Annotated in this window: 24 protein-coding genes and 1 pseudogene; 19 read left to right on the top strand and 6 right to left on the bottom strand. The window is 69.0% G+C overall.

Annotation, left to right across the window (positions count from 1 at the left end):
• Positions 1–34: 34 nt before the first annotated feature.
• The 3 genes and pseudogenes from BLS74_RS18880 to BLS74_RS18890 form a co-directional block, all read right to left on the bottom strand.
• Positions 35–1,295: pseudogene (locus BLS74_RS18880) on the bottom strand (type II toxin-antitoxin system HipA family toxin).
• 124 nt (positions 1,296–1,419) lie between these two features.
• Positions 1,420–1,716: a helix-turn-helix domain-containing protein gene (locus BLS74_RS18885; RefSeq protein WP_093108675.1), complete on the bottom strand. Its 297-nt coding sequence runs from the start codon at positions 1,714–1,716 to the stop codon at positions 1,420–1,422.
• Positions 1,717–1,849: 133 nt separating this feature from the next.
• Positions 1,850–2,770 carry a tetratricopeptide repeat protein gene (locus BLS74_RS18890; RefSeq protein ID WP_093108676.1) on the bottom strand — a complete coding sequence of 307 codons (921 nt, stop codon included), beginning with the start codon at positions 2,768–2,770 and terminating at the stop codon, positions 1,850–1,852.
• A gap of 36 nt (positions 2,771–2,806) precedes the next feature.
• Here BLS74_RS18890 and purE point away from each other — a divergent pair, with 36 nt between their 5' ends.
• The 3 genes from purE to BLS74_RS18905 are packed head-to-tail and all read left to right on the top strand — an operon-like array spanning position 2,807 to position 5,546.
• On the top strand, positions 2,807–3,349 hold the full coding sequence (purE, locus tag BLS74_RS18895) for a 5-(carboxyamino)imidazole ribonucleotide mutase (RefSeq protein WP_093108677.1): 543 nt from the start codon (positions 2,807–2,809) through the stop codon (positions 3,347–3,349).
• The gene (locus BLS74_RS18900) at positions 3,346–4,539 is read left to right on the top strand and encodes a 5-(carboxyamino)imidazole ribonucleotide synthase (RefSeq protein WP_093108678.1); all 1,194 of its coding nucleotides are present in this window, start codon (positions 3,346–3,348) and stop codon (positions 4,537–4,539) included. The genes purE and BLS74_RS18900 overlap by 4 nt, the downstream gene beginning before the upstream one ends.
• 5 nt (positions 4,540–4,544) lie before the next feature.
• On the top strand, positions 4,545–5,546 hold the full coding sequence (locus tag BLS74_RS18905) for an L-threonylcarbamoyladenylate synthase (protein ID WP_093108679.1): 1,002 nt from the start codon (positions 4,545–4,547) through the stop codon (positions 5,544–5,546).
• A gap of 10 nt (positions 5,547–5,556) precedes the next feature.
• On the opposite strand, the gene BLS74_RS18910 is transcribed toward BLS74_RS18905, so the two are convergent.
• Entirely contained in the window at positions 5,557–6,897 is a 1,341-nt protein-coding gene (locus BLS74_RS18910; RefSeq protein ID WP_093108680.1) for an alpha/beta hydrolase family protein, read from the bottom strand.
• Positions 6,898–7,015: 118 nt separating this feature from the next.
• Positions 7,016–8,413, bottom strand: a complete 1,398-nt coding sequence (gene dacB, locus BLS74_RS18915) for a D-alanyl-D-alanine carboxypeptidase/D-alanyl-D-alanine endopeptidase (protein WP_093108707.1) — start codon at positions 8,411–8,413, stop codon at positions 7,016–7,018.
• 117 nt (positions 8,414–8,530) lie between these two features.
• Here dacB and BLS74_RS18920 point away from each other — a divergent pair, with 117 nt between their 5' ends.
• From BLS74_RS18920 to BLS74_RS18970, 11 genes are all read left to right on the top strand, one after another.
• On the top strand, positions 8,531–9,526 hold the full coding sequence (locus BLS74_RS18920) for a DMT family transporter (RefSeq protein ID WP_093108681.1): 996 nt from the start codon (positions 8,531–8,533) through the stop codon (positions 9,524–9,526).
• Positions 9,527–9,531: 5 nt separating this feature from the next.
• Entirely contained in the window at positions 9,532–10,236 is a 705-nt protein-coding gene (gene tsaB / locus BLS74_RS18925; protein ID WP_093108708.1) for a tRNA (adenosine(37)-N6)-threonylcarbamoyltransferase complex dimerization subunit type 1 TsaB, read from the top strand.
• Complete coding sequence (gene rimI / locus BLS74_RS18930; protein ID WP_093108682.1) at positions 10,233–10,820, top strand: ribosomal protein S18-alanine N-acetyltransferase; 588 nt, start codon at positions 10,233–10,235, stop codon at positions 10,818–10,820. Before tsaB ends, rimI begins: the two co-directional genes overlap by 4 nt.
• Positions 10,817–11,554: a uracil-DNA glycosylase family protein gene (locus tag BLS74_RS18935; RefSeq protein WP_093108683.1), complete on the top strand. Its 738-nt coding sequence runs from the start codon at positions 10,817–10,819 to the stop codon at positions 11,552–11,554. The genes rimI and BLS74_RS18935 overlap by 4 nt, the downstream gene beginning before the upstream one ends.
• Before the next feature lie 32 nt (positions 11,555–11,586).
• A complete protein-coding gene (gene pyrF, locus BLS74_RS18940; RefSeq protein ID WP_093108684.1) occupies positions 11,587–12,411 on the top strand; it encodes an orotidine-5'-phosphate decarboxylase in 825 nt (274 codons plus the stop codon).
• Positions 12,412–12,598: 187 nt separating this feature from the next.
• Positions 12,599–14,431: a DUF1800 domain-containing protein gene (locus BLS74_RS18945; RefSeq protein WP_093108685.1), complete on the top strand. Its 1,833-nt coding sequence runs from the start codon at positions 12,599–12,601 to the stop codon at positions 14,429–14,431.
• An 11-nt stretch (positions 14,432–14,442) separates the two neighbouring features.
• Positions 14,443–15,909 carry a DUF1501 domain-containing protein gene (locus BLS74_RS18950; protein ID WP_093108686.1) on the top strand — a complete coding sequence of 489 codons (1,467 nt, stop codon included), beginning with the start codon at positions 14,443–14,445 and terminating at the stop codon, positions 15,907–15,909.
• A gap of 76 nt (positions 15,910–15,985) precedes the next feature.
• Positions 15,986–16,333: a GFA family protein gene (locus tag BLS74_RS35135; RefSeq protein ID WP_093108687.1), complete on the top strand. Its 348-nt coding sequence runs from the start codon at positions 15,986–15,988 to the stop codon at positions 16,331–16,333.
• Positions 16,330–16,782: a thioesterase domain-containing protein gene (locus BLS74_RS35140; RefSeq protein WP_093108688.1), complete on the top strand. Its 453-nt coding sequence runs from the start codon at positions 16,330–16,332 to the stop codon at positions 16,780–16,782. Before BLS74_RS35135 ends, BLS74_RS35140 begins: the two co-directional genes overlap by 4 nt.
• 51 nt (positions 16,783–16,833) lie before the next feature.
• Positions 16,834–17,358, top strand: coding sequence for a GFA family protein (locus tag BLS74_RS18965; RefSeq protein ID WP_093108689.1), 525 nt, complete (start codon positions 16,834–16,836; stop codon positions 17,356–17,358).
• A 75-nt stretch (positions 17,359–17,433) separates the two neighbouring features.
• Positions 17,434–17,679, top strand: a complete 246-nt coding sequence (locus BLS74_RS18970; RefSeq protein ID WP_093108690.1) for a GlsB/YeaQ/YmgE family stress response membrane protein — start codon at positions 17,434–17,436, stop codon at positions 17,677–17,679.
• 12 nt (positions 17,680–17,691) lie between these two features.
• Here BLS74_RS18970 and BLS74_RS18975 read toward each other — a convergent pair whose 3' ends face one another.
• Positions 17,692–18,516, bottom strand: a complete 825-nt coding sequence (locus BLS74_RS18975; RefSeq protein WP_093108691.1) for an IclR family transcriptional regulator — start codon at positions 18,514–18,516, stop codon at positions 17,692–17,694.
• Between the two features lie 121 nt (positions 18,517–18,637).
• Here BLS74_RS18975 and BLS74_RS18980 point away from each other — a divergent pair, with 121 nt between their 5' ends.
• The 5 genes from BLS74_RS18980 to BLS74_RS19000 all read left to right on the top strand — a co-directional run.
• Positions 18,638–19,597, top strand: coding sequence for an MBL fold metallo-hydrolase (locus tag BLS74_RS18980; protein WP_093108692.1), 960 nt, complete (start codon positions 18,638–18,640; stop codon positions 19,595–19,597).
• 37 nt (positions 19,598–19,634) lie between these two features.
• Entirely contained in the window at positions 19,635–21,302 is a 1,668-nt protein-coding gene (locus BLS74_RS18985) for an FAD-dependent oxidoreductase (RefSeq protein WP_093108693.1), read from the top strand.
• A 20-nt stretch (positions 21,303–21,322) separates the two neighbouring features.
• Complete coding sequence (locus BLS74_RS18990) at positions 21,323–21,517, top strand: DUF2783 domain-containing protein (RefSeq protein ID WP_093108694.1); 195 nt, start codon at positions 21,323–21,325, stop codon at positions 21,515–21,517.
• A gap of 49 nt (positions 21,518–21,566) precedes the next feature.
• Positions 21,567–22,523, top strand: a complete 957-nt coding sequence (locus tag BLS74_RS18995; protein ID WP_093108695.1) for a Bug family tripartite tricarboxylate transporter substrate binding protein — start codon at positions 21,567–21,569, stop codon at positions 22,521–22,523.
• A gap of 10 nt (positions 22,524–22,533) precedes the next feature.
• Positions 22,534–22,769, top strand: a 236-nt coding sequence (locus BLS74_RS19000; protein ID WP_139191716.1) for a homogentisate 1,2-dioxygenase, incomplete at its 3' end; no start/stop codon positions are given.

The following is a 22,769-nucleotide window of genomic DNA, read 5'->3' on the forward strand; positions in this document are numbered from 1 at the left end:
AATTGAAATACGCGCCAATCGTATGCGAGCGCGTTCAGCGCGCCAACGCGACCCCGCCCGCGAGCCGGGATTGGATGCATCGCTGCACGCTGCCCGGCGCGTCGCGCAGGAGCGCCGGCCAGTCGGCCTGCGCCTGGCGCACGGTGTTCTTCGCGATCGCGACGAGCCGCGCCGGCCGCAGCAGGCCGGCGTTGCGCAGCAGCGCGTCGAAGGCCGGCCAGTCGAAGGCGGCAAGCTTGGCATCGATGGCGCGGTTCACGCCGTAGTCGGTGGCCGGCACGCCCTCGAAGAAGGCAGCCACGCACACCGGGTCGTAGAGTGGCGCCAGGGTGGGCGTCATGCCGTCGGGATAGCGCAGCGCCCAGTTCTTCAAGTGTGCATCGCTGTTGCCGAGCAGGATGAAGGCGACGATGCGGCGCACGCACTCGCGCACGTCGGCCACGGGCTCGGGCGACAGGCGGTCGAGCACGCGCAGCATCTGCGGCCAGTCGACCTCCAGGCCGCGGCCGTACTTCTGGCGCGGCTCGTACTGGAGCACCTGCGCGAACTCCTCCATGTGCACACGACCGCCCTCGGTCGTGCGGTCGAAGCGACGCACTGCGAGGATCTGGTCGAAAGGGATCTGCTCGGGCAGCTCCGCATCGGCGCGCGAGATGACGCTCGCCTCGGCACAGTCGAGGCCCAGAGCGCCGCAGAGGCGGTAGCCCGCGAACTCGTTGGCCACCAGGTCGGGATGGCGCACCGTCGGCAGCTTGAGGATGAAGGAACCGGCCGCGCCATGGCGCCGCACCACGTAGCGCCGGCCCTCCTGCACGGCGGAGAACTTGACGACCACACCGGGGATCGAGGCCGCGTCCTCGACCGGCGCCTCGACGAAGCCGGGCTGCAGCACGTCGAGCCCGAGCGCGGTGTGCCAGTGGCGCACGGTGTCGGGAATGCCTTCGGCCGGCGGCACTGGGTCGACCTCGATCGCGCCCACCAGATCGTGGCCGGCGGCAGCCAGCAGCTCGAATTCGTCGTCGGCGCTACAGCCGCGCTGTTGCGCGAGGCGCTCGCGGTTGTGGCCTTCGGGCAGCAGATTCTGGAAGTAGGTGGGCCAGTGGCCGTCGCTGCGCGACAGCCGGACGTCGCGTGCCGACGAGAGAATGGCCCGGGTCGCCGCCTCGTCCGCCCCGCGGTAGGCCAGCGACAGGATCGGCCACGTAGTCGGCGTCGAAGGAGACGCGCAAGATGTCGCCGTACTGGGACAGGTAGCCGATTGTTCGCCTCCCGCCGCCGGGCAGGTGCAGCGACATCCGCAGGTAGCGGACGCTGGTGGTGAAGGCTGAGCTTGTACTCACTCAGGCCGCCGCCGGGCCACCCCAAGGCGGCCTAGCCCCCTCGGGGGGCAGCGAGGACATGCAGTGCCGAGCGTGGGGGTCATGTTCTTTCAAGAGTCTGTGTGATGGAGGGCGGCGCCCCGACACCCGCCGGCTGGCCCAGCACGCGGCCACCCGAGCGCACGAAGTCCTCGAGTTGTGGGCGCAGAGCGGCCGGCACAGGCATGAGCTCGAGGCCCAGCGCGCGTGCCATTTCGAGCAGCGTCGAAAGGCGCGGATCGATCTGGCCGCTTTCGGTGCGCTGCACGGTCATGCGGGAGAGGCCGGCACGTTCGGCCAGGGTTTCCTGGCTCCAGCCGGCCGCCTTGCGGGCGTTTTCCAGTTCGTCGATGAGCATCAAACTACTCAAATCTTATAAATTGAGTAGTTATAGTAGCTATTCCCGCGTCGAGGCGGAACAAAAAAGCTACTCGAAAGTAGCTTTTTCATGAATATGAGTAGTTTGATGGTCTTTTCTGAGGCGCTCGGTCTCAGCTCAGCACCACGCTGCTCAGGCGGCGCCGGTAGCTCGCCACGGTCGGATCGTCCGGCGGAATCTGGCCGTCCGCCACCTTGGGCTTGGGCGGCTCGATGATGTCGAGGATCGCGATGTAGGTCTTGCGGGCCAGCTCTTCGTTCCAGCCCTTGTCGCGCATCAGGATGTCGAGCAACTCGTCCATGGCCTCGGTCCATCGCTGCGCGCTCATCAAGAGGCGCGCACGGTCGAAGCGGGCCTCGAAATCGCGCTTGTTGGCCGCGATGCGGGCTTCGGCGCCGGGGAGCGTCGGTGCCGCACCGGTGGCCGGCGTTGCGAAGTCGATCGCGTCCATCCAGCGCTGCAGCGCGTCGAAACGGCGCACCAGCGAGGTCTTGGCGATCACCGGCGCGAAGGCGACCTTGGCATCGTCGACGCGGCCCTCTTGCAGCAGCAGCTTGATGTAGTCGAAGCGCGCGTCGTCGTTGGCCGGGTCGGTCGCGACCGCGTGCTGCAGCCGTTCGAGCGCACCTTCGGTGTCGCCCTCGGCCAGCGCTTCCTGGGCAGCTTCTTCCTGCTCGGTGGCCTCGGCCTCGTCGGCGCCCGGCACATGTTTGTCGAGGAAGCTGCGGATCTGGTCGGCGGGAATCGCGCCGACGAAGCCGTCGACCGGCTGGCCGTCCTTGAACATCACGCAGAAGGGAATGCTGCGCACGCCGAACATCTGGCTCAGCTGCTGCGAAATCTGCGGCACCTTGTCGGCATCGAGCTTGGCCAGCGTGAAGCGGCCGTCATACTCGAGTTCGAGCTTTTCGAGCACCGGGCCGAGCTGTTTGCAGGGGCCGCACCATTCGGCCCAGATGTCGAGCAGCACCGGCGTGGTCATCGAGCCGTCGATCAGCTCGGTCTGGAAGTTTTCGAGGGTGATGTCGATCATCGCGGGAACCTGGGGGTGAAACGTAAAATTGAAACCATGAAGCAAGCAATTCAGGTCGGCGTGGTGATGGGCTCGAACTCCGACTGGGAGACGATGCGCAACGCGGTCGAGATTCTCCAGCAATTCGGCATCGCCCACGAGGCGCGGGTGGTCTCGGCCCACCGCATGCCCGACGAATTGTTCGCTTATGCCGAAAGCGCGGCGCCGCGCGGCCTCGCGGCCATCATCGCCGGCGCGGGCGGGGCGGCCCACCTGCCGGGCATGCTGGCGGCCAAGACCACCGTGCCGGTGCTCGGCGTGCCGGTCGCGAGCCGGCACCTGCAGGGCGTGGATTCGCTCTATAGCATCGTGCAGATGCCAAAGGGCGTGCCGGTCGCGACCTTTGCCATCGGCAACGCCGGGGCGGCCAATGCGGCGCTGTTCGCGGTCGCGATGCTGGCCGTGGCCGATCCGGCGCTGCGCGCCCGGCTCGACGCCTTCCGCGCGCAGCAAACCGAGGCGGCCCGATCGATGGCCCTGCCGCCGGTGGATCCGCCGGCGATATCGCCTTTCTCGCCCCAGGGCGGAGGCGCGCTGTGAGCGCGATCCTGCCGGGTGCCACGCTCGGCGTGCTCGGGGGCGGTCAACTCGGCCGCATGTTCGTGCATGCGGCGCAGCGCATGGGCTACTTCACGGCGGTGCTCGACCCCGATGCCGACAGCCCCGCAGGGCGCGTGAGCCACCACCACATCCACACCGACTACACCGATGTCGACGGCCTCGCGCGGCTCGCGGGCCTGGCCGATGCCATCACGACCGAATTCGAGAACGTGCCGGCGCCCTCGCTGGAACATCTCTCGGTCGCGCGTCCGGTATGGCCGGCGGCGACCTCGGTGGCGATCGCGCAGGACCGCATCCGCGAGAAGAGCCACTTCGTCGGCTGCGGCGTGGACTGTGCGCCCTACGCGATCATCGAGTCGGCTGACCACATGGCCGTGCCGCCGAACCTGCTGCCCGGCATCCTCAAGACCGCGCGGCTCGGCTACGACGGCAAGGGGCAGCAGCGCGTGGGCACGCGCGAGGAACTCGCAGCCGCCTGGAGCGCGATGGGCGGCGTGCCCTGCGTGCTCGAAAAGCTGCTGCCGCTGGATTTCGAATGTTCGGTGATCGTCGCCCGCGGCGAAGATGGCCAGGTCGTGCACTTCCCGCCGCAGCGCAACCTGCACCGCGACGGCATCCTCGCGGTGACCGAGGTGCATGCCGGCAACATGGGCGAAGCGCAGGCGCGGCACGCCGTCGATTCGGCCGTCGCCATCGCGGAGGGCCTGGACTATGTCGGCGTGCTGTGCGTCGAGTTCTTCGTCCTGGCCGACGGATCGCTGGTGGTCAACGAGATGGCGCCACGCCCGCACAACAGCGGCCACTGGACCATCGAGGCCTGCGACATCTCGCAGTTCGAGCTGCAGGTGCGAACCCTCGCCGGCCTGCCGCTGAACGCGCCGCGCCAGCACAGCCCCGCGCTCATGCTGAACCTGCTGGGCGATCTGTGGTTTGCCGATGCCGAGGCCTCGGGCGGACCCAGGTCGTCGGAGACGGCGGCGGTCGAGCCCCGCTGGGCCGATGTGCTCGCGCTGCCTGGAACGCATCTCCATCTCTACGGCAAGACCGAGGCGCGCCGCGGCCGCAAGATGGGCCATCTCACGATCACGGGCGAGAACATCGACACGGTTCGCAGCACCGCCGACTTCGCGGCTGCGCTGCTCGGACTGCCGATCCCTCTCTCGGAGTGAGCGCCATGATTCGCGACGGCCAGTCGCCCGCTGCCATCGACGAGGCCGTGCGCGTGCTGCGCGCCGGTGGCCTGGTCGCCTTCCCGACCGAAACGGTCTACGGTCTGGGCGCCGATGCGACCAGCGACGCGGCCGTGGCCGGCATCTTCAAGGCCAAGGGCCGGCCCAGCAACCATCCGCTGATCGTGCACGTGGCGGCCGGTATCAAGGGGACCGAAGCGCTGTCCCGCTTTGCCCAGCCGCTGCCGGCCTTCGCCCAGAAACTCGTGCTTGCCTTCTGGCCCGGACCGCTGACGCTGATAGTCACGCGCCAGCCCGGCGTGGCCGCGGCGGCGGCCGGCGGCGAGGACACCATCGGCCTGCGCTGCCCCGCGCACCCGGTGGCGCAGGCGCTGCTCGCCGCCTGCGCCGAGCAGGGCGTGCCGGGCGTGGCGGGGCCGAGCGCGAACCGCTTCGGCCGCGTGAGCCCCACCACCGCGCAGCACGTGCACCAGGAGTTCGGCGACGAGCTGCTGGTGATCGACGGCGGTCCCTGCGAGGTGGGCATCGAATCGACCATCGTCGACTGCAGTCGCGGCGCGCCGGTGCTGCTGCGGCCGGGCGCTATCACGCGCACCCAGATCGAGGCGGCCTGCGGCGAGGCCTTGCGCGACAAGCACGAGCTGGCCGCCCCCGACCCGCGCGCCTCGGGCACGCTCGAGGCCCACTACGCGCCGAGCGCCAAGCTGCGGCTGATGGATGCGAAGGCCATGCAGACCGGCCTCGACGTGCTCGGCGCCAGCGCGGCGCACATCGCGGTCTGGTCGCGCAGCGCGCTCAAGAGCCGTTCGCAGCATATCCTGCAGCGGCGCATGCCCGACGATGCCGCCACCGCCGCGCAGCAGCTCTTCGCGGTGCTGCGCGCCTTCGACGCCGAGGGCGTCAAGCTGATCTGGGTCGAGACGCCGCCGGCCGGTCCCGAATGGGAAGGGGTGCGCGACCGCCTGCAACGGGCCGCTGCGGCCTGATCGCCCCCCCTTACTTGACTGTGTCGAACAAGGCCCGCGCCCGCGCGTGGCAGAACGGCGGCTCGTAAGTGCCGTGATAGGCGGCAAAGTAGGTGGCGTAGGCAGGCGTCGTCGGATCGGTCGGCGCCGTGCCGCCGGGCCCGAAGCTCGCCTGGATCTGTGCGTCGACATCCACCGTCGACACGGTGGTCACGCCGCGCGCATCGAAGTCCGCCTTCATGGGCACCATGTGCACGGCCGGCGGCACCGTCGGATCGCCGGCGCCGCCGCACAGCAGCGTCTTGGCGCGCGGGCTCCAGCCGAACAGGTCGTTCTTCTTCGCGTCGAGGAAGAGCGCGTTGTTGGGGTTGGTCTGCACGTCCGTCAGGAACGCGCTGTGGAACAGCGCGTCGCGTGCCTGGGCCGGCGTCTCGCCGTTGGCACCGGGCAGCGCGCCGCTCGTCACCAGCGTGGTGAAGTTCAGCGTCGGGCTCGGCAGCAGGTTTTCGATGGTCGCTGCGTAGGGCGCCTTGAAGACCGCGTTGACGTCCGTGTAGACGTCGCCGTAGATCTTTTGATAGGAGGTGACGGTGAAGGGAACGAAGAACTGGTAGCCCGCGATCGCCGTCGTGAGCTTGAACGATCCCGACATGTTGTACGGACCTGCCAGATGAGCCCCGGCCACCACGTTGAATTCGAGCGGGCTGTCGCGCTCGGCGGCCCGGTGTGCCGCCATCGACGAGTGCCCGCCCTGCGAGTAGCCGGTGAACATCACTTTGCCCGAGAAGGAGCCGCCCGTCGCCACCAGCGCCGTGCGCGCGGCGCGGATCGAATCCAGCACCGAGCGGGCCTCCGAATCGGCATGTAGGTAGGGGTGGTACGAGAAGCTCGACCTGGCATAGCCCAGGTAGTCGGTGGCGACCACGGCGTAGCCCTGGGCTGCGTACATCGCCGTCAGCAAGAAGGTCTCCGGATCCTGCGGATTGGCCAGCGTGCGCGGCTTCTGCACGTCGGTGCCCTTGGCGTAGGCCACCAGCGGTGCGTTGTTGGCGCAGCTGCCCGCGGGCATCAGCAGCACGCCGGATGCGTTGGTGGCTTCGCCCTTGGGGCCCACCGTGCTGTAGTTGAGCGCCACCACGCTCACGTCGCACTTGGCCTTGCCGCTGATCGGCTGCAGGCCGTTCTGCGCGGTGCCGGCATCGATCTGCGCGGCCGACAGCGTCGTCACGGTCACGGCCGGTTCCTGGAGCGCGCCGGTGCCGGTCCCGCCGCCGCCGGCTCCGAAGTTGAAACCGGGGCCGTCGCCGCCGCCGCCGCAGGCGGCCAGCAGGCTGGCCATGGCGACGGCGCTCAGAAGATGCAGACGCTTCATGGATGTCTCCGGGAGTCTTGTTGTGAAGGGCGCACCGATCCTAGGCTTGCGATCTGCAAAGCAAGACAAGGGAAACCCGGAGCCGGAACGGCGTGGAAGTCGCGTTGGCGACGCTCGGTCAGTTGTCCTGCGCGGCCCAGTCGACCAGCGCATCGAAGGCGGGCCGCGCCGCCGCTGCATTGCCGTTGTTGGCGATCGCGACCACCACCCAGCGCCGGCCGCTCACGCCGTGCACGTAGCCCGCAACGCCGGCCGCATCGCGCAGCGTGCCGGTCTTGAGATGCGCCGCGCCGCCCGAGCGCAGCGCGCGTTTGCGCAACGTGCCGTCGACGCCCGTGGCGGGCAGCGAGGACACCAGCTCGGGCATCACCGGCGAGCGCCAGGCCACCTGCAGCATCTTCGCGAGCGCGGCTGCGCTGATGCGCTCCTCGCGCGAGAGCCCCGAGCCGTTGTCGAACACCGGCTGGCCTTCGCCGGTGCCTATGCGCTCGTTCCACCACTGGCGCATTGCGGCGCGCGCACCCTCGAGCGTGCCGCGCTTCTTTTGCTGCAGGCCGAGCGTGAGGAACAGCTGCTGCGCCATCACGTTGTTGCTGTACTTGTTGATGTCGCGGATCACTTCGGCCAGCGGCGGCGAGACGGCTTCGAATGCGGGCTTGAGACCCGCCGGCACCTGGCCCTCGCGCACCTGGCCCCGGAGCTTGGCACCCATCTCGGCCCACAGCCCGCCGACCGCGCGCACTGCATAGCTGCGCGGATCTGCATACGCCACCGGCCACACCTTCTCGCCGCAGGCGGCGGGGTAGCTGCCGGCAAAGCTCACGCGTGCCGGATCGGTGAAGGCCGGTGCCAGCGCGGCGCGCCAGTCGCCGCATTCACCGGCCGACAACGGCACCGTGGCCTGCGTCGCCACGCCGGCCAGGTAGGGCTCGAAGTTGACCTGGGCCGTCTGGCTGTCACGGTTCGGCACGAAGGTCATCACCACCGACTTGAAGTTGATCAGGAGCGCATCGGGCGCGACGTTGTAGGGGCGCAGGCCTTCGCCGTCGAAGGCGGCCGGATCGGCATCGGGAACCTCGAAGGCGCTGCGGTCCAGCACGATGTCGCCGTTGATGGTGTGGATGCCCAGCCCCTGCACGCGGCGCAGCAGCAGCCACAGGCGCTCGAGCACCAGCTTCGGATCGCCCTGGCCCTTGATGTAGAGGTTGCCGGCCAGCACGCCGTTCTGGATCGGACCGTCGACGTACACGGGCGTGGTCCAGGTGAAGGCCGGGCCGAGCAGGTCGAGCGCGGCGTAGGTGGTGACCAGCTTCATGACCGAGGCCGGGTTGACCGGCACCTGCGCCCGCCACGCGAGCCGCGGGGCATGCGCGGCGTCGGCGTCGGCCACCAGCATCGTCACGGCATCGCGCGGCACCTTGGCGCGGGCCAGTGCGGCCTCGACCTCGGGCGGGAGGTTCTGGGCGATGGCGGGCACCGAACCCAGCGCCGCCAGCGCCAGAACCAGGGACAGCATGCGAACGGCGCGGCGCGCGGCAAGGGGCAGGGCAAAAGGCATCGCGCGATTATCCCGGCCGGCAGTGTCATGGGCCCATCGCAGCGCGGTGCATGGCCGTCCCTCGATAATCGCGTGATGCCCGCCGCACCCCGCTTCTCCGCTCGCACCATCGGCATCGGCGCGGCCGTCGTCACCGTCCTCGTCTGGACCGCCTTCATCGTGATCGCGCGGGCCTCGGCCGGGCGCTCGCTGACCCCCTTCGACATTGCCTTCGCGCGCATCTGCGGCGCGAGCCTGGTGCTCATGCCCTGGGGCGCCTGGCTGGTGATGCAACAGGCGCGCCGGAACGATCCGTCGGCGGGCTCGCTCTTCGGCTTGTCGCCCGCTTCACTGCGCATCACCGCGACCGCAGGCGCTTTCGGCGGCCTGGCCTATGCCCTGCTCGCCTACACAGGCTTCTTCTACGCGCCGGCCACCCATGCTGCCGTGCTGATGCCGGGCAGCCTGCCGCTCTGGACGGCGGTGCTCGCGGCCATCGTGCTGCACGACCGCATCACTACAGCCCGCGCGCTCGGCCTCGCGCTGATCGTCGTCGGCGACCTGCTGGTCGGCGGCGCCAGCCTGCTGCATGCCCTCGAGGGCGGCCAGATCTGGAAGGGCGACCTGCTCTTCATGAGCGCGGCTTTCTGCTGGGCCTGCTACAGCGTGGTGGTGCGGCGCCACGGGCTCGACGCGGTGCGCGCCACCATCGCCATCACCGTGTTCGCCTTCGTGACCTACGTGCCGGTCTATGCCCTGCTGGCCGCCGCCGGCGTGGTCGCGAGCCGGCTCGACAGCGCGCCGGTGGGCGAGATCGTGTTCCAGATGCTGTTCCAGGGCGTCGGCTCGGTCGTCATCTCCGGCATTACCTTCACGCGCATGATCCAGTACTTCGGGCCGGTGCGTTCGACCATGATCACGGCCGTGGTGCCGGGCCTCTCGGCCCTCGCTGCCGTGGTCTTCCTCGGCGAGCCGCTGCACTGGAACCTGATCGCCGGGCTGCTGCTGGTTACGGCCGGCATCCTGTTCGGCGTGCAGCGCGTTCGCGCCGCGGCAGCAGCAAGGCCGGCCGCCGCGCCGGCGCGCGGATGACGGCCATGGCGACGGCGCTCAAGCTCCTGGCCTTCGACACCAGCACCGAAGCGCTTTCGGTCGCGGTGCGCCACGGCGACCGGCTGTTCGAACACAGCGGCGCCGGCGGCGCGCAATCCTCGACCACGCTGATCCCGCTGATCCAGCAACTGCTGGCCGAAGCCGGCCTCGCGCTGGCCGAACTCGATGCGATCGCGTTCGGGCGCGGGCCCGGTTCCTTCACCGGTCTGCGCACCGCCTGCTCGGTGGCGCAGGGCCTGGGCTTCGGCGCCGGCGTGCGCCTGTTGCCTATCGACACGCTGCAGGCGGTGGCCGAGGAGGCGCATCACCGTTTCGGTGCCATGCACGTGGTCGCCGTGCTCGATGCCCGCATGGACCAGGTCTATGCCGCGCGCTACGAGTTCGGGAGCGCAGCGGCGCCCGCCGGCGAAGCGGAATTGCTGGCGCCCGAGCAGGTCGAGGTGCCGTCCGGTTGGGCGCTCGCCGGCAATGCCTTCGCGGCCTATGGCGAGCGCCTTCCCGCAGCCGTGGCGCGCCACGAGGTGCTGCCCACCGCGGCCGCGATGCTGCGCCTGGCCCCCGAATTGCTTGCAGCCGGCCGAACGGTCGCACCCGCCGAGGCCTGGCCGCTCTATGTTCGCGATAAAGTGGCGCAGACCACCGAAGAGCGTGCCGCGCTCAAGGCGGCAATGACCGATTCATCATCATGAGCGCAGTCCTGCAACAGCCGCGTGAAGCCCGTCTCGAGCCGATCACGATCGAGCGGATTCCGGCTGTCTGCGCGATCGAGAAAACCGCCTTCACCCACCCCTGGACGCCGGCCAACTTCAGCGACTCGCTGGCCGCCGGCTACCACTGCCAGTGCCTGGTCGTTCCTTCCGCACTCGGCACCGAGCCCTCGTCCCCGCCCGCGGGCGGGCCGCGCGCGCTCTGGGGGCGGCCTGCGGCCCGGACCGGCGACGAAACCATCATCGGCTACTTCGTGGCCATGAAAGGCGTCGACGAAGTCCATCTGCTCAACCTCACGGTCGCGCCGGCCTTCCAGGGCCAGGGCTGGGCGCCGCTGATGCTCGAGGCGCTGGCCGGCTGGTCGCGCGGCCAGAACGCCCAGTGGCTGTGGCTCGAAGTGCGCGCGAGCAACCTGCGCGCGCTTGCCATCTACGAGCGCCAGGGCTTTCGCCGCGTGGGCGTGCGCAAGGGCTACTACCCGGCGGAGGGCAACGCACGCGAAGACGCGGTGGTGATGAGCCTGCGGCTCAACGAATCGACCAGCGCATGGGGTGCGTTGAAATGAGCGCCGGCACGTTGAATCTCGACGCGCGGCAGCGCGCGATGCTCGACGAGATGGGCGTCAAGGTCTGGTGGCCGGTGGCGGAGCCTGCCGAGGCGCCGGCGGTCGAGGTGGTGGTCGCGGCGCCGCGCGTCGAAGCCGTGCCGGCGGCGCCGCGTGCGCCGGTGCCTGTGTCCGCGCCTCCTGTCCGTCCGTCCGCTGCGCCGTCCCACGGTGCGACCGTGCTGATCGATGCGCCGCGTCGTCTCTACGGCGATGAAGAGAAGGCCGTGCAAGGCGGGTGGCTGATCGTCGCCGACATGCCGCCCGAGCTCGACGGGCGCCACGGCGAACCCTTCGCGGGCGATGCCGGCCGGCTTTTCGACAACATGCTGCGCGCGCTGCAGTTGCATGGCGCAGCCACGCCCGTGCATCTGATGCGTACGCACCGTGGCGTGGCCTCGGGCCAGCCGGGCAGCCCGCGCCCGATCGCCGAGGCCTTTGCGGCGCCCGCCGCCGCACTGGCGCCGCGCGTCGTGCTCGCGATGGGCCCGCTGGCGGCGCAGAGCCTGCTGCAAAGCGGCGAGCCGCTCGGCAAGCTGCGCGGCCGCGCGGTGCGGCTGGCCATCCCGGATCTGGAGGACGTCGCGGTCATCGCGACCTACCACCCGGCCTACTTGCTGCGCAATCCGGCCGACAAGGCGCGTGCCTGGGCCGACCTGTGCCTGGCGGCCGAGCAACTGCTGCGCTCGGGCTGAGCGCTGCCGGTGGCGGCCTAAAATTCCGCCCCATGACCTTTCTGGACAAGCTGCGCGCCGCCGAGCGCCAAAACGGCTCGCTGCTGTGCGTGGGCCTCGACCCCGAGCCCGCGAAATTCCCCGCCCATCTGAAGGGCGACGCCGGCAAGATCTACGACTTCTGCGCGCGCATCGTCGATGCCACCGCCGACCTGGCGATCGCCTTCAAGCCGCAGATCGCCTACTTCTCCGCCCACCGCGCCGAAGCCCAGCTCGAACAGCTCATGGAGCACATGCGGCGCAACGCGCCGCATGTGCCGGTGATCCTCGATGCCAAGCGCGGCGACATCGGGTCCACGGCCGAGCAGTACGCGCGCGAGGCCTTCGAGCGCTACGGCGCCGACGCCGTCACGCTGTCGCCTTTCATGGGCTTCGATTCGGTCGAGCCCTACCTGCGCCACTACGGCAAGGGCGCCTTCCTGTTGTGCCGCACCAGCAACCCGGGCGGTGCCGACCTGCAGGGCCAGCGGCTCGCGGGCCTGGAAGGAGAACCTTTTTTGTATGAACACGTTGCAAGACTCGTCCAGGGGCCTTGGAACCTGAACGGCCAGCTCGGCCTCGTGGTCGGTGCCACCTACCCGGCCGAGATCGAGCGCGTGCGCGCGCTGGCGCCCACGGTTCCGCTCCTGATTCCCGGCGTCGGCGCCCAGGGCGGGGATGCGGTCGCCACCGTGCGTGCAGGCTGGCGCGCCGATGCGCCGATCGTGGTCAGTTCATCGCGCGCCATCTGCTACGCCTCGGCCGGCGCCGACTTCGCCGAAGCCGCTCGGCGCGAGGCGATCCGCACCCGCGACAGCCTCGAAAAAGCCAAGCCCTGAGCGACTTTTCGCGCCGCCGGCAAGGGCGCGGTTGTATCGGTGTGACGGAAAAAGTCACATTTCAGAACAATTGTTGTCGCAGTCACCGCCTCTACACCGCCTTTAGAGTCCTCGCAGCCCGGCGCGGGTCCGGCATGGCGCTTGCCTTGAGAAGAACGGCGCAAGGGCGCCGAGGAGCGAGGAACTCATGGTGGAAGATATTGCGACCGGTCGCTCCGAGGCGACCGACGAAGTGCTGCGCGTGTCCGAAACGCACGCAGTTCCCGAGGCGCCGGCGGCACACAACAATCCCCTGCCCCTGGCTGCCGCGCTGGCTGCCGCAGCGGCGCTCGCTGCCTGCGGCGGTGGCGGCGGCGGAGGGGGCGGCAGCAGTTTCGCCGGCATGGGCGGCGGCGACGTCCAGGCCGGCTCCCTGACGCCCCTGGCCAGCACGCCGACCGGCCAGACCTACATCTACACGCAGGCCAAGACCGACGACGAGGCCGCGCGCTTCCTGCTGCAGTCGCAGTTCTCGGCCTCCGACGCCGAGATCGCCGCGGTGCGCGCCAAGGGCTACCTGCCCTGGCTCGGCGAGCAGGTCGATCGGGCGCCCACGCAGACCGGCTGGGACTGGATCGCGAGCAAGCCCTACAACACCGTCTACACCGACGACATGATCTGGAACCAGCTCATGACCGCGCCGGACGGGATGCGCAAGCGCATGGCGCTGGCGTTCACCGAGATCTTCGTGGTCTCGGCCAACGACCTCAGTTCCAACTGGAACGACCACATGATGGCCCAGTACTGGGACATGCTGGTCGCTGGCGTCACCGGCAACTTCCGCAAGCTGCTGGAAGACGTGACGCTCAACCCGGCGATGGGCTACTACCTCAACACGCGCGGCAACCAGAAGGAAAACGCGCAGGGCCGCCAGCCGGACGAGAACTACGCGCGCGAGGTCATGCAGCTCATGACCATCGGGCTCTACCAGCTCAATGCCGACGGCACGGTCAGGACCGGTGCCGACGGCGCACCGCTGGACAGCTACACGCAGGACGACGTGACCAACCTGGCGCGCGTGTTCACCGGCTACGACCTCGACATCCCCGCCGCCGAGCGCAACACCTTCACGCCGCCCGGCGCCAGCTACACCATCGAGAGCAACGCCTGGACCAAGCGGCCGATGGCGCTCACGGCCTCCCGCCACTCGATGCTCGAAGCCAAGTTCCTCGGCGCCACCGTGCCGGCCAACACCGAGGGCAAGGCGGCGCTCAAGATCGCGCTCGATGCGCTGTTCAATCACTCGAACGTCGGTCCCTTCATCAGCAAGCAGCTGATCCAGCGCCTCGTGACCAGCAACCCGAGCGCGGCCTACGTGCAGCGCGTGGCGGACGTGTTCGCCAACAACGGCGCCGGCGTGCGCGGCGACATGAAGAGCGTGTTCGCCGCCGTGCTGCTCGACAACGAGGCGCGTAGCCCGGCCGGCCTCACGGACCCGAACTTCGGCCGCCTGCGCGAGCCGATGCTGCGTCTCGTGCAGTGGGGCCGCACCTGCGGCATCGGCTCCACGCTGGACACTTGGAAGATCGGCAACCTCTCCCGCCCCAACGACCAGCTGGGCCAGAGCCCGCTGCGCTCGCCCTCGGTCTTCAACTTCTTCCGGCCCGGCTACGTGCCGCCCTCGACCGCGATAGCCAGCGCCAAGCTGGTGGCACCCGAGTTCCAGATGGTCAACGAGACCAGCGTCGGCGGCTACCTGAACTTCATGCAGAACGTGGTGCCCAACGGTTTCAACAGCAAGGATGTGATCCCGAGCTATGCGGCCGAGAAGGCGCTGGTGCTCGATCCGGCCGCGCTGGTGCGGCGGCTGAACCTGCTTTTCACCGGCAACCAACTCACCGCCGCCACGCAGGCGCTGGTCGTCAATGCGCTCGCCACGCCGGCGGTCACTTCGACCAGCAGCGACGGCGTCAAGAACAACCGCGTCTATGCCGCGGTGCTGATGGTGATGGCCTCGCCGGAATACCTGATCCAGAAATAAGGAAGCGCGCGATGTACCTGATCAATCCCGCAGCCCACACCCGCCGCGCCTTTCTGCGCCGCTCCGGCCAGCTCGCCATGGCGGGCACCGCACTGCCCTTTGCGCTCAACCTGGCCGCGATGGGCGAGGCCGCCGCGCAGGCGGCCGGCGACGACTACAAGGCGCTGGTCTGCGTCTTCCTGTTCGGCGGCAACGACTATGCCAATACTGTCGTCACTTACGACGATCCGAGCTACAACGCCTACAGCACGATTCGCGGCGGGGCCGCCGGCCAGGCCGCCGGCGGCGTGGCGATCGGCAAGGCCGAACTGACGCCGACGCTGCTCGCCCCGACCACGGCGCTGCCCGACGGACGCCAGTACGCGCTGCACCCGGCGATGACCGAGCTGGCCACGCTGTTCAATACCGATGCCAAGATGGCGGTGCAGCTCAATGTCGGCCCGCTGGTGGTGCCGCTCACGCGCGCCCAGTACAACAACAGCAACAAGAAGCTCTATCCGCAGCCGCCGAAGCTGTTCTCGCACAACGACCAGCAGTCGACCTGGCAGTCGTCCTCGCCCGAGGGCTCGACCGTCGGCTGGGGCGGCAACATCGGCGACCTGATGCTCACGCAGAACACCAACTCGCTCTTCACCTGCATGTCGGTTGCGGGCAACGCGGTGTTCCTCTCGGGCGATACCGCGCTGCAATACCAGGTGAGCACGGGCGGCGCGGTCGGCATCAACAGCGTGAAGAACGCCAACGTGTACGGCTCCAGTTCGGTCAAGGCCGCGATGGCGCAGCTCGTGCAGCAGGCGCGCGGCCATGTGCTGGAGAACGAATACAACAAGGTCACCAAGCGCGCGGTCGAGGCCGAGGGCTCGGTCACTTCGGCCATCGGAACTGACTTCGCGGCCGGTACCTTTCCGGCCACCGGCCTGGGCAACCAGCTCAAGATGGTCGCGCGGCTTATCCGCGGCCGCAGCACGCTGGGCACCAAGCGGCAGGTGTTCTTCGTCTCGATGGGCGGCTTCGACCTGCACGACAACCTGATCGCCAACCAGCCCGGCCTGATGAAGCAGCTGAGCGATGCGATGGCCGCGTTCCACCGGCAGATGGTTGCGCAAGGTCTGGCCGACAAGGTCACAGCCTTCACCGCCTCCGACTTCGGCCGCACGCTCGCTTCCAACGGCGACGGCTCCGACCACGGCTGGGGAGGCCACCATTTCATCGTCGGCGGCGCGGTGAAGGGCAAGCAAATCTACGGCACGCCGCAGGTGGTCAGCATCAACAACGACTCGAAGCTGGCCGGCTACGAAGGCCATGTGGGGCAGGGCCGGCTGATTCCGACCACCTCGGTCGACCAGTACGGCGCCACGCTCGCGAGCTGGTTCGGCGTGCCGGCGGGCAATCTGGAAAGCATCCTGCCGAACCTCAAGAACTTCGGCGGCAACGTCAACGGCATCGACTACCCGAAGAACGTGGGCTTCATGGCCTGAGGGCGCCTGCCTACATCGGAAGCGGGGCGCCGTCTGCATACTCTGCAGTCCGCGCTTTTCTTTTCAGGAGACTCCGATGAAGTACAGAGGCAGCTGCCATTGCGGCCGGATCGCCTTCGAGGTCGAGGGCGAGATCAAGGGTGCGATGGCATGCAATTGTTCGATGTGCCAGCGCAAGGGTTCGCTGCTCTGGTTCGTGCCGCGCGACAGCTTCACGCTGCTCACCCCGCGCGAGGACATGGGCACCTACCTGTTCAACAAGCATGTGCTCGAGCACCACTTCTGTCCCACCTGCGGCATCCATCCCTTTGCCGAGGGCAGCGATCCCAAGGGCAACAAGATGTCGGCGGTCAACATCCGCTGCATCGAGGGCATCGAGCTCGAATCGGTGCCGGTGACGCATTTCGACGGGCGTTCGCGGTGAGCCCCGGCGAGCTGCAGGACTATTTGCACGCGCACATTCCCCTGTCGAAGGCGATGCAGGTCGCGGTGCTCGCGCTGCATGAAGACGAGGTCGTGCTGAGCGCGCCGCTGGCGCCCAACATCAACCATCGCGAGACCGTGTTCGGCGGCAGCGCCTCGGCCGTCGCCATCCTGGCGGCCTGGTCGCTGCTGCATACGCGGCTGCAGCGCGCCGGGATCTCGAGCCGGCTGGTCATTCAGCGCAATACCATGGACTACGACCTGCCGATCACCGGGGAATTCACTGCGCGCTCGCTCATTGCCCAGCCGCAGGCATGGCCGGCCTTCCTGCGCATGCTCGATCGCAAGGGCCGGGCCCGCATCGCCGTCGCCGCCGTCCTCGAACAAGGGGGCCGGACGGTGGGCCGCCTCGAGGGCGAGTTCGTGGCGCTGGGGGCGGCCGCGGCCTGAGAACGCCCGCGTTTGCGTTTCGGGCGCGGCCGCGCCAAAGTACGGCGCACCATGAGCGCCATCCCGACCGACCTCGACCCCTTCCCGCTTGAAGGCGGCTGCACCTGCCGCGCGGTTCGCTACCGCATGACGACGCGACCGCTCTTCGTGCACTGCTGCCATTGCCGCTGGTGCCAGCGCGAGACGGGCTCGGCCTTCGCGCTCAACGCGATGGTCGAGGCCGAGCGCGTGCAACTGCTTCAGGGCGAGATCGAGCTCGTCGTGACGCCGTCGGAAAGCGGCAAAGGGCAGAAGATCGCGCGCTGTCCGCACTGCCGCGTCGCGCTGTGGAGCCACTACGCGGGTGCTGGCGATGCCGTGTGCTTCGTGCGCGTCGGCACGCTCGACGCGCCGGACCACCTGTCCCCCGACATCCACATCTTCACGATGTCGAAGCAGCCATGGGTGCTGTTGCCGCCGGGCACGCCGGCCGTGGCTGAGTACTACGGCCGCGCTGAGCACTGGCCGGCCGAGAGCCTGGAACGCGCCAGGGCGCTGAAGGCCTCGCGCCCGCCCGCCGGGCCGACGGCCGGTTGATTGCCGGCTCCGACGGCCGCTGATACCCTGCGCCCGGGCGGCGGCGCCCATACATGTTCAATCAGGGAGTAAAAAATGAGCCTTTTGTTGTTTCTTGTCGTGGGTCTCGTGGCGGGCTGGCTGGCCGGCGTGCTGGTCAAAGGGGGTGGCTTCGGCCTCGTCGGCGACCTGGTCGTCGGCGTGATCGGCGCCTTTCTCGGCGGCCTTCTTTTCAGCTCGGCCGGCGTTTCGCTGGGCGGCGGCCTGTTGGGCAGCATCGTCGTCGCCACCATCGGGGCGATCGTGCTTCTGCTGATCGTCCGCCTCCTCAAGCGGGCCTAGCCGCCCGATCTCTCAGGCGCGTGCGGCGCCGAGCCGCTGCGACACCTCGCCGGCGCATTGCTTCAGTGCGCGGGCGACCGGCCCGTCCCATTTCGCATCGAAAACGCCCGCGGGCCCGATCGCGGTGATCGCCAGCGCGATCGCGCCGGTGTGGTCGAACACCGGCGCGGACATCGCGCTCACGCCCGGCACGATCTCGCCTTCGGAGCGGCTGATGCCGCGCGCGCGCACCTCGTGCAATTGCGCCTCGAAAGCTTTCCAGTCCGGCAGCGGCGGGGGCGGCGGCATGCCCACATGCGGCGCCGGCGCCGCGCTGCTCTTCTCGCGCTGGCGCTCCTTGTCGAGCAGGCGCTTGACGATCGCGCCATCGAGGTAGGCGGCGAAGAGGCGGCCCGAGGCGGTGCTGGTCAGCGAAAACACCGTGCCGTGCCGCATGCTCACGTGCAGGGCCGCCGGCGACTCGGCCACGCGCACGATGGTGGCGCCGCGGTCGCCCCACACCGCGATGGCCGCGGTGTGCCCGATCTGCTGCGCGAGTTCGGCAACCAGCGGTGTCGCGATGTGGACCGGATCGGCCTGCTGCAGGCTGATCAATCCCAGTTGCAAAGCCAGCGGGCCGAGCAGATAGTGACCGCTGCTGCGGTCCTGTTCGATCAATCCGAGGCGACCGAAGCTGACCATGTAGGGATGCGCCTTGGCGGCCGACATGTCGGCCTCGCGCGCGAGGTCCTTCAATGCCATCGGCCGGCCGTGGTGCACCAGGGCGCGCAGCAGCTGGCCGCCCACTTCGATGCTCTGGATGCCGCGCTGCGCGCGATCGTTGCCGTCAGCGGCCATATCCGTCTCTTTGTTCGTTCATGCAGAAGACATTAGACATTAACTGATCTCCGGTTTACACTCCGCTTAATTCGTTCCCTGCGAATTCGTTCGTGTTAGACAAACACCCTAGGAGACCCCGATGAGCCAGACCAAGGTTTTCGCCAGCCAGGCCGATCTCGAAGAAAAGAAGATCACCTTCAGCCAGATTTCCGAGCATGCCTGGGCCTACACCGCCGAGGGCGACCCCAACACCGGCATCGTGATCGGCGACGACTGCGTGCTGGTGGCCGACACCCAGGCCACGCCCGCGATGGCGGCCGACGTGGTGCGCCGAATCCGCGAAGTGACCGACAAGCCCATCAAGTACGTGGTGCTCACGCACTACCACGCGGTGCGCGTGCTGGGCGCGACCGGCTACAAGCCCGAGCACATCATCGCCAGCCAGGATACGCGCGACCTGATCGTCGAGCGCGGCGAGGAAGACAAGGCGAGCGAGATCGGCCGCTTCCCGCGCCTGTTCCAGAACGTCGAGACCGTGCCGCCGGGCCTGACCTGGCCGACCATGACCTTCACCGGCAAGATGACCTTGTGGCTGGGCAAGCTCGAAGTCCAGCTGCTGCAGCTCGGCCGCGGCCATACCAAAGGCGACACCGTGGTCTGGCTGCCGGGCGAGAAGACCCTGCTGTCGGGCGACCTGGTCGAGTTCGACGCCACGCCCTATGCCGGCGACGCTTACTTCAAGGACTGGCCCAAGACCCTGGACAACATCGCCGCGCTCAAGCCGAAGGCCCTGGTGCCAGGCCGCGGCGCTGCGCTCACCACGCCGGAAGAAGTGGCCAAGGGTCTCGCCGGCACGCGCGACTTCATTGCCGATGTGTACGCCAGCGTTTCGGAAGGCGCCAAGTCCGGCAAGGACCTGAACGCGGTCTACAAGGAGACCTACGCGAAGCTCAAGCCCAAGTACGGCCACTGGGTCATCTTCGACCACTGCATGCCCTTCGACATCACGCGCTGCTACGACGAGGCCACGCAGTACGCCGACCCGCGCGTGTGGACCGCCGAGCGCGACGTCGAGATGTGGAAGACCCTCGAAGGCTGAGCCGGGAGGAGCAAGACAAAGATTCGGAGACAGGAACGTGAACGCCATTGCTGCTTCAGCTGCCGCGCCCATCGACTACCAGAACCTGCGCTACGACTACAGGCACCACCCCGACCAGGACGCCGCCACGCCCGCCCGCCACCCCGTCGTCGTGGTCGGCGCCGGCCCGGTTGGCCTGGCGCTGGCCATCGACCTGGCGCAACGCCAGGTGCCCGTGGTGCTGCTGGACAACGACAACAAGCTGTCCACCGGCTCGCGCGCCATCTGCTTTGCCAAGCGCTCGCTGGAGATCTTCGACCGGCTCGGTTGCGGCGAGCGCATGGCGGCGAAAGGCGTGTCCTGGAAGCTGGGCCGCGTGTTCCTGCAGGACGCGCAGATCTACGAGTTCGACCTGCTGCCCGAAGAGGGCCATCAGCGCCCGGCCTTCGTCAACCTGCAGCAGTACTACGTCGAGGGCTACCTGGCCGAGCGCGCGGCCGAGCTGCCGCTTTTGGACATCCGCTGGAACCACAAGGTGGTCGGCGTCGAGCAGCACGAGGACCACGCGCTCCTGACCGTCGAGACGCCGGACGGGAGCTACCGGCTGCAGGCCGACTGGCTGGCCGCGTGCGACGGCTCGCGCTCGACGGTGCGGCAGCTGATCGGCCAGGAAAGCAAGGGCCGCATCTTCAAGGACCGCTTCCTGATCGCGGACGTGAAGATGAAGGTCGACTTCCCGGCCGAGCGCTGGTTCTGGTTCGATCCGCATTTCCACCGTCACCAGAGCGTGCTGCTGCACATGCAGCCCGACAACGTGTGGCGCATCGACTTCCAGCTCGGCTGGGAGGCCGATCCGGAGGCCGAGAAGAAGCCCGAGAACATCATCCCGCGCGTCAAGGCGTTGCTGGCGGCCTCGCCCTTCAGGGACGCGGAGTTCGAGCTCGAATGGGCCAGCGTCTACACCTTCGCCTGCCTGCGCATGGAGGCCTTCCGCCACGGCCGCGTGCTGTTCGCGGGCGATTCGGCGCACGGCGTCTCGCCCTTCGGTGCGCGCGGCGCTAACTCGGGCGTGCAGGACGCCGACAACCTGGCCTGGAAGCTGGCCGCGGTGCTGCGCGGCGAGGCGCCGCAGGCGCTGCTCGACAGCTACGCCCGCGAGCGCGAGTACGCGGCCGACGAGAACATCCGCAACTCCACCCGCGCCACCGACTTCATCACGCCCAAGAGCGAGCTGAGCCGGCTGTTCCGCGACGCGGTGCTGCAGCTGGCGAGCCGCCACCCCTTCGCCCGTACGCTGGTCAACAGCGGGCGGTTGTCGGTGCCGGCCACGCTGCATGGCTCGACGCTCAACACGCCGGATAGCGGGGACTTCGAAGGGCGCATGGTGCCCGGCGCGGTGGCGGCCGATGCACCCTTCACTGCGAGCGGCGGCCAGCGCAACTGGCTGTTGCGCTCGCTTGGCGCCGACGGCCGATTTGCCGCGCTGGTGTTTGGCGACGGCGCCGCCGCCGAGGCCAGCCTGCGCGCGCTGGCCGAGGCCGAAGCACCGGTCAGCGTCGTACGCATTCCGCTCGACGACGCCCATGCCCTGGCCGCGCAGCGCTACGACGCCCGGCCCGGCACCACCTACCTGCTGCGGCCCGACCAGCACGTGTGCGCGCGCTGGCGCAGCCCCACGGCCGCCGCCATCCGCGCCGCCCACGCGCGTGCGCTCGGCAAAACCTGAGACCCCAGGAGACCACGACCATGCCGAACGACCACCTGATCCTGACGCCCCACCTGGATGCTCCGGACGACTTCTACGAGGCCCTGCTCGACGCGCACCAGGGCCTCAGCACCGAGGAGAGCCACGCCTTCAATGCGCGCCTGGTGCTGGTGCTGGCCAACCACATCGGTTCGCTGGTGGTGCTGCGCAAGGCCCTGGAGGCGGCGCGCGCCTGACGATCCGGCAATGCATCACACGAAGTTTCAATCTACTGGAGACAAACCCATGATCCGCAAGACCCTCGCCGCCTTCGGCCTGGCTGCCCTCTCCCTCGCTGCCATCGCCCAGGACAGCAAGCCCATCGAATGGGTGGTCGGCTACGCCGCCGGCGGTGGCTCCGATTCGGTGGCGCGTGCGACCGCCGAAGCCATGAGCAAGAGCCTGGGCGCGCCCATCGTCATCAACAACAAGCCGGGTGCCGCCACCAACATCGCGGCCGAGTACGTGGCGCGCGCCAAGGACGTGGAGCACACCCTGCTGACCGCCGACTTCGCGACGCTGGCGGCCAATCCCTTCCTCTTTTCCAAGCTGAGCTACGACGCCGAGAAGAACCTCAAGCCGGTCGGCCTGCTGGCGCGCTTCCCGCTCGTGCTGGTGGTCGGCCCGCAGGTGCCGGCGAGCAACTGGAAGGAGTTCGTGGCCTGGGCCAAGGCGCAGCCGGGCGGCGTCAACTACGGCTCGGCCGGCGTCGGCAGCCCGCATCACCTGGCCACCGAGCTGCTGCGCGAGAAGGCCGAGCTCAAGCTCACCCACGTGGCCTACCGCGGCGCGGCACCGGCCATGCAGGACGTGCTGGGCGGGCAGGTGCCGTTCATGCTGGTCGACACCGCCAGCGGCAACCAGTTCGTGCAGGCGGGCAAGGTCAAGGCCATCGGCGTGGCGAGCGCCAAGCGCATCGCCTCGCTGCCCAACGTGCCGACGCTGATGGAGCAGGGCCTGGCCGGCTACGAGGCCTATGCCTGGCAGGGGCTCACCGTCCCCGCCGGCACGCCCGAGCCGACGGTGGCGCGCTACGCCAAGGCCTTGCAGGAGGCGCTGGCCTCGCCGGCCGTCAAGGCGCGCTTCGACGCACTCGGCGTGGAAGGCCTCCCCGGCTCGCCGGGCGACATGGCAAGCTACGTGAAGGCCGAGCGCGAACGCTGGGGGCGCCTGATCAAGGCCAACAACATCCGCGTGGATTGAAAGGATCCTCATGAGCACCGACGCATTGCGCTACCAGAGCGGCTTCGGCAACGAATACGCGAGCGAGGCCGTGGCCGGCGCCCTGCCGCAGGGCCGCAACAGCCCGCAGCGCGCGCCCTTCGACCTCTACCCCGAACTGATCTCGGGCACTGCCTTCACCGCGCCGCGCCACGAGAACCGGCGCAGCTGGATGTACCGGCGCCAGCCCTCGGTGGTCTCCGGCCGCTACCAGGCCTATGCGCAGCC

Source organism: Variovorax sp. CF079, from assembly GCF_900101545.1.
In the GTDB taxonomy this organism is placed as follows: domain Bacteria; phylum Pseudomonadota; class Gammaproteobacteria; order Burkholderiales; family Burkholderiaceae_C; genus Variovorax.

Bases quoted from the DNA above. Each gene is read 5' to 3' on its own strand.
- BLS74_RS18965 (WP_093108689.1), top strand. From the start codon at position 16,834: ATGAGCGCCATCCCGACCGACCTCGACCCCTTCCCGCTTGAAGGCGGC.
- BLS74_RS18905 (WP_093108679.1), top strand. From the start codon at position 4,545: ATGATTCGCGACGGCCAGTCGCCCGCTGCCATCGACGAGGCCGTGCGC.
- BLS74_RS18890 (WP_093108676.1), bottom strand. From the start codon at position 2,770: ATGATCGACATCACCCTCGAAAACTTCCAGACCGAGCTGATCGACGGC.
- BLS74_RS18910 (WP_093108680.1), bottom strand. From the start codon at position 6,897: ATGAAGCGTCTGCATCTTCTGAGCGCCGTCGCCATGGCCAGCCTGCTG.
- pyrF (WP_093108684.1), top strand. From the start codon at position 11,587: ATGACCTTTCTGGACAAGCTGCGCGCCGCCGAGCGCCAAAACGGCTCG.
- tsaB (WP_093108708.1), top strand. From the start codon at position 9,532: ATGGCGACGGCGCTCAAGCTCCTGGCCTTCGACACCAGCACCGAAGCG.
- BLS74_RS18935 (WP_093108683.1), top strand. From the start codon at position 10,817: ATGAGCGCCGGCACGTTGAATCTCGACGCGCGGCAGCGCGCGATGCTC.
- BLS74_RS18950 (WP_093108686.1), top strand. From the start codon at position 14,443: ATGTACCTGATCAATCCCGCAGCCCACACCCGCCGCGCCTTTCTGCGC.
- BLS74_RS18970 (WP_093108690.1), top strand. From the start codon at position 17,434: ATGAGCCTTTTGTTGTTTCTTGTCGTGGGTCTCGTGGCGGGCTGGCTG.
- BLS74_RS18980 (WP_093108692.1), top strand. From the start codon at position 18,638: ATGAGCCAGACCAAGGTTTTCGCCAGCCAGGCCGATCTCGAAGAAAAG.
- dacB (WP_093108707.1), bottom strand. From the start codon at position 8,413: ATGCTGTCCCTGGTTCTGGCGCTGGCGGCGCTGGGTTCGGTGCCCGCC.
- BLS74_RS18945 (WP_093108685.1), top strand. From the start codon at position 12,599: ATGGTGGAAGATATTGCGACCGGTCGCTCCGAGGCGACCGACGAAGTG.
- BLS74_RS18975 (WP_093108691.1), bottom strand. From the start codon at position 18,516: ATGGCCGCTGACGGCAACGATCGCGCGCAGCGCGGCATCCAGAGCATC.
- BLS74_RS18990 (WP_093108694.1), top strand. From the start codon at position 21,323: ATGCCGAACGACCACCTGATCCTGACGCCCCACCTGGATGCTCCGGAC.
- purE (WP_093108677.1), top strand. From the start codon at position 2,807: ATGAAGCAAGCAATTCAGGTCGGCGTGGTGATGGGCTCGAACTCCGAC.
- BLS74_RS18885 (WP_093108675.1), bottom strand. From the start codon at position 1,716: ATGCTCATCGACGAACTGGAAAACGCCCGCAAGGCGGCCGGCTGGAGC.
- BLS74_RS18995 (WP_093108695.1), top strand. From the start codon at position 21,567: ATGATCCGCAAGACCCTCGCCGCCTTCGGCCTGGCTGCCCTCTCCCTC.
- BLS74_RS18920 (WP_093108681.1), top strand. From the start codon at position 8,531: ATGCCCGCCGCACCCCGCTTCTCCGCTCGCACCATCGGCATCGGCGCG.
- BLS74_RS35135 (WP_093108687.1), top strand. From the start codon at position 15,986: ATGAAGTACAGAGGCAGCTGCCATTGCGGCCGGATCGCCTTCGAGGTC.
- rimI (WP_093108682.1), top strand. From the start codon at position 10,233: ATGAGCGCAGTCCTGCAACAGCCGCGTGAAGCCCGTCTCGAGCCGATC.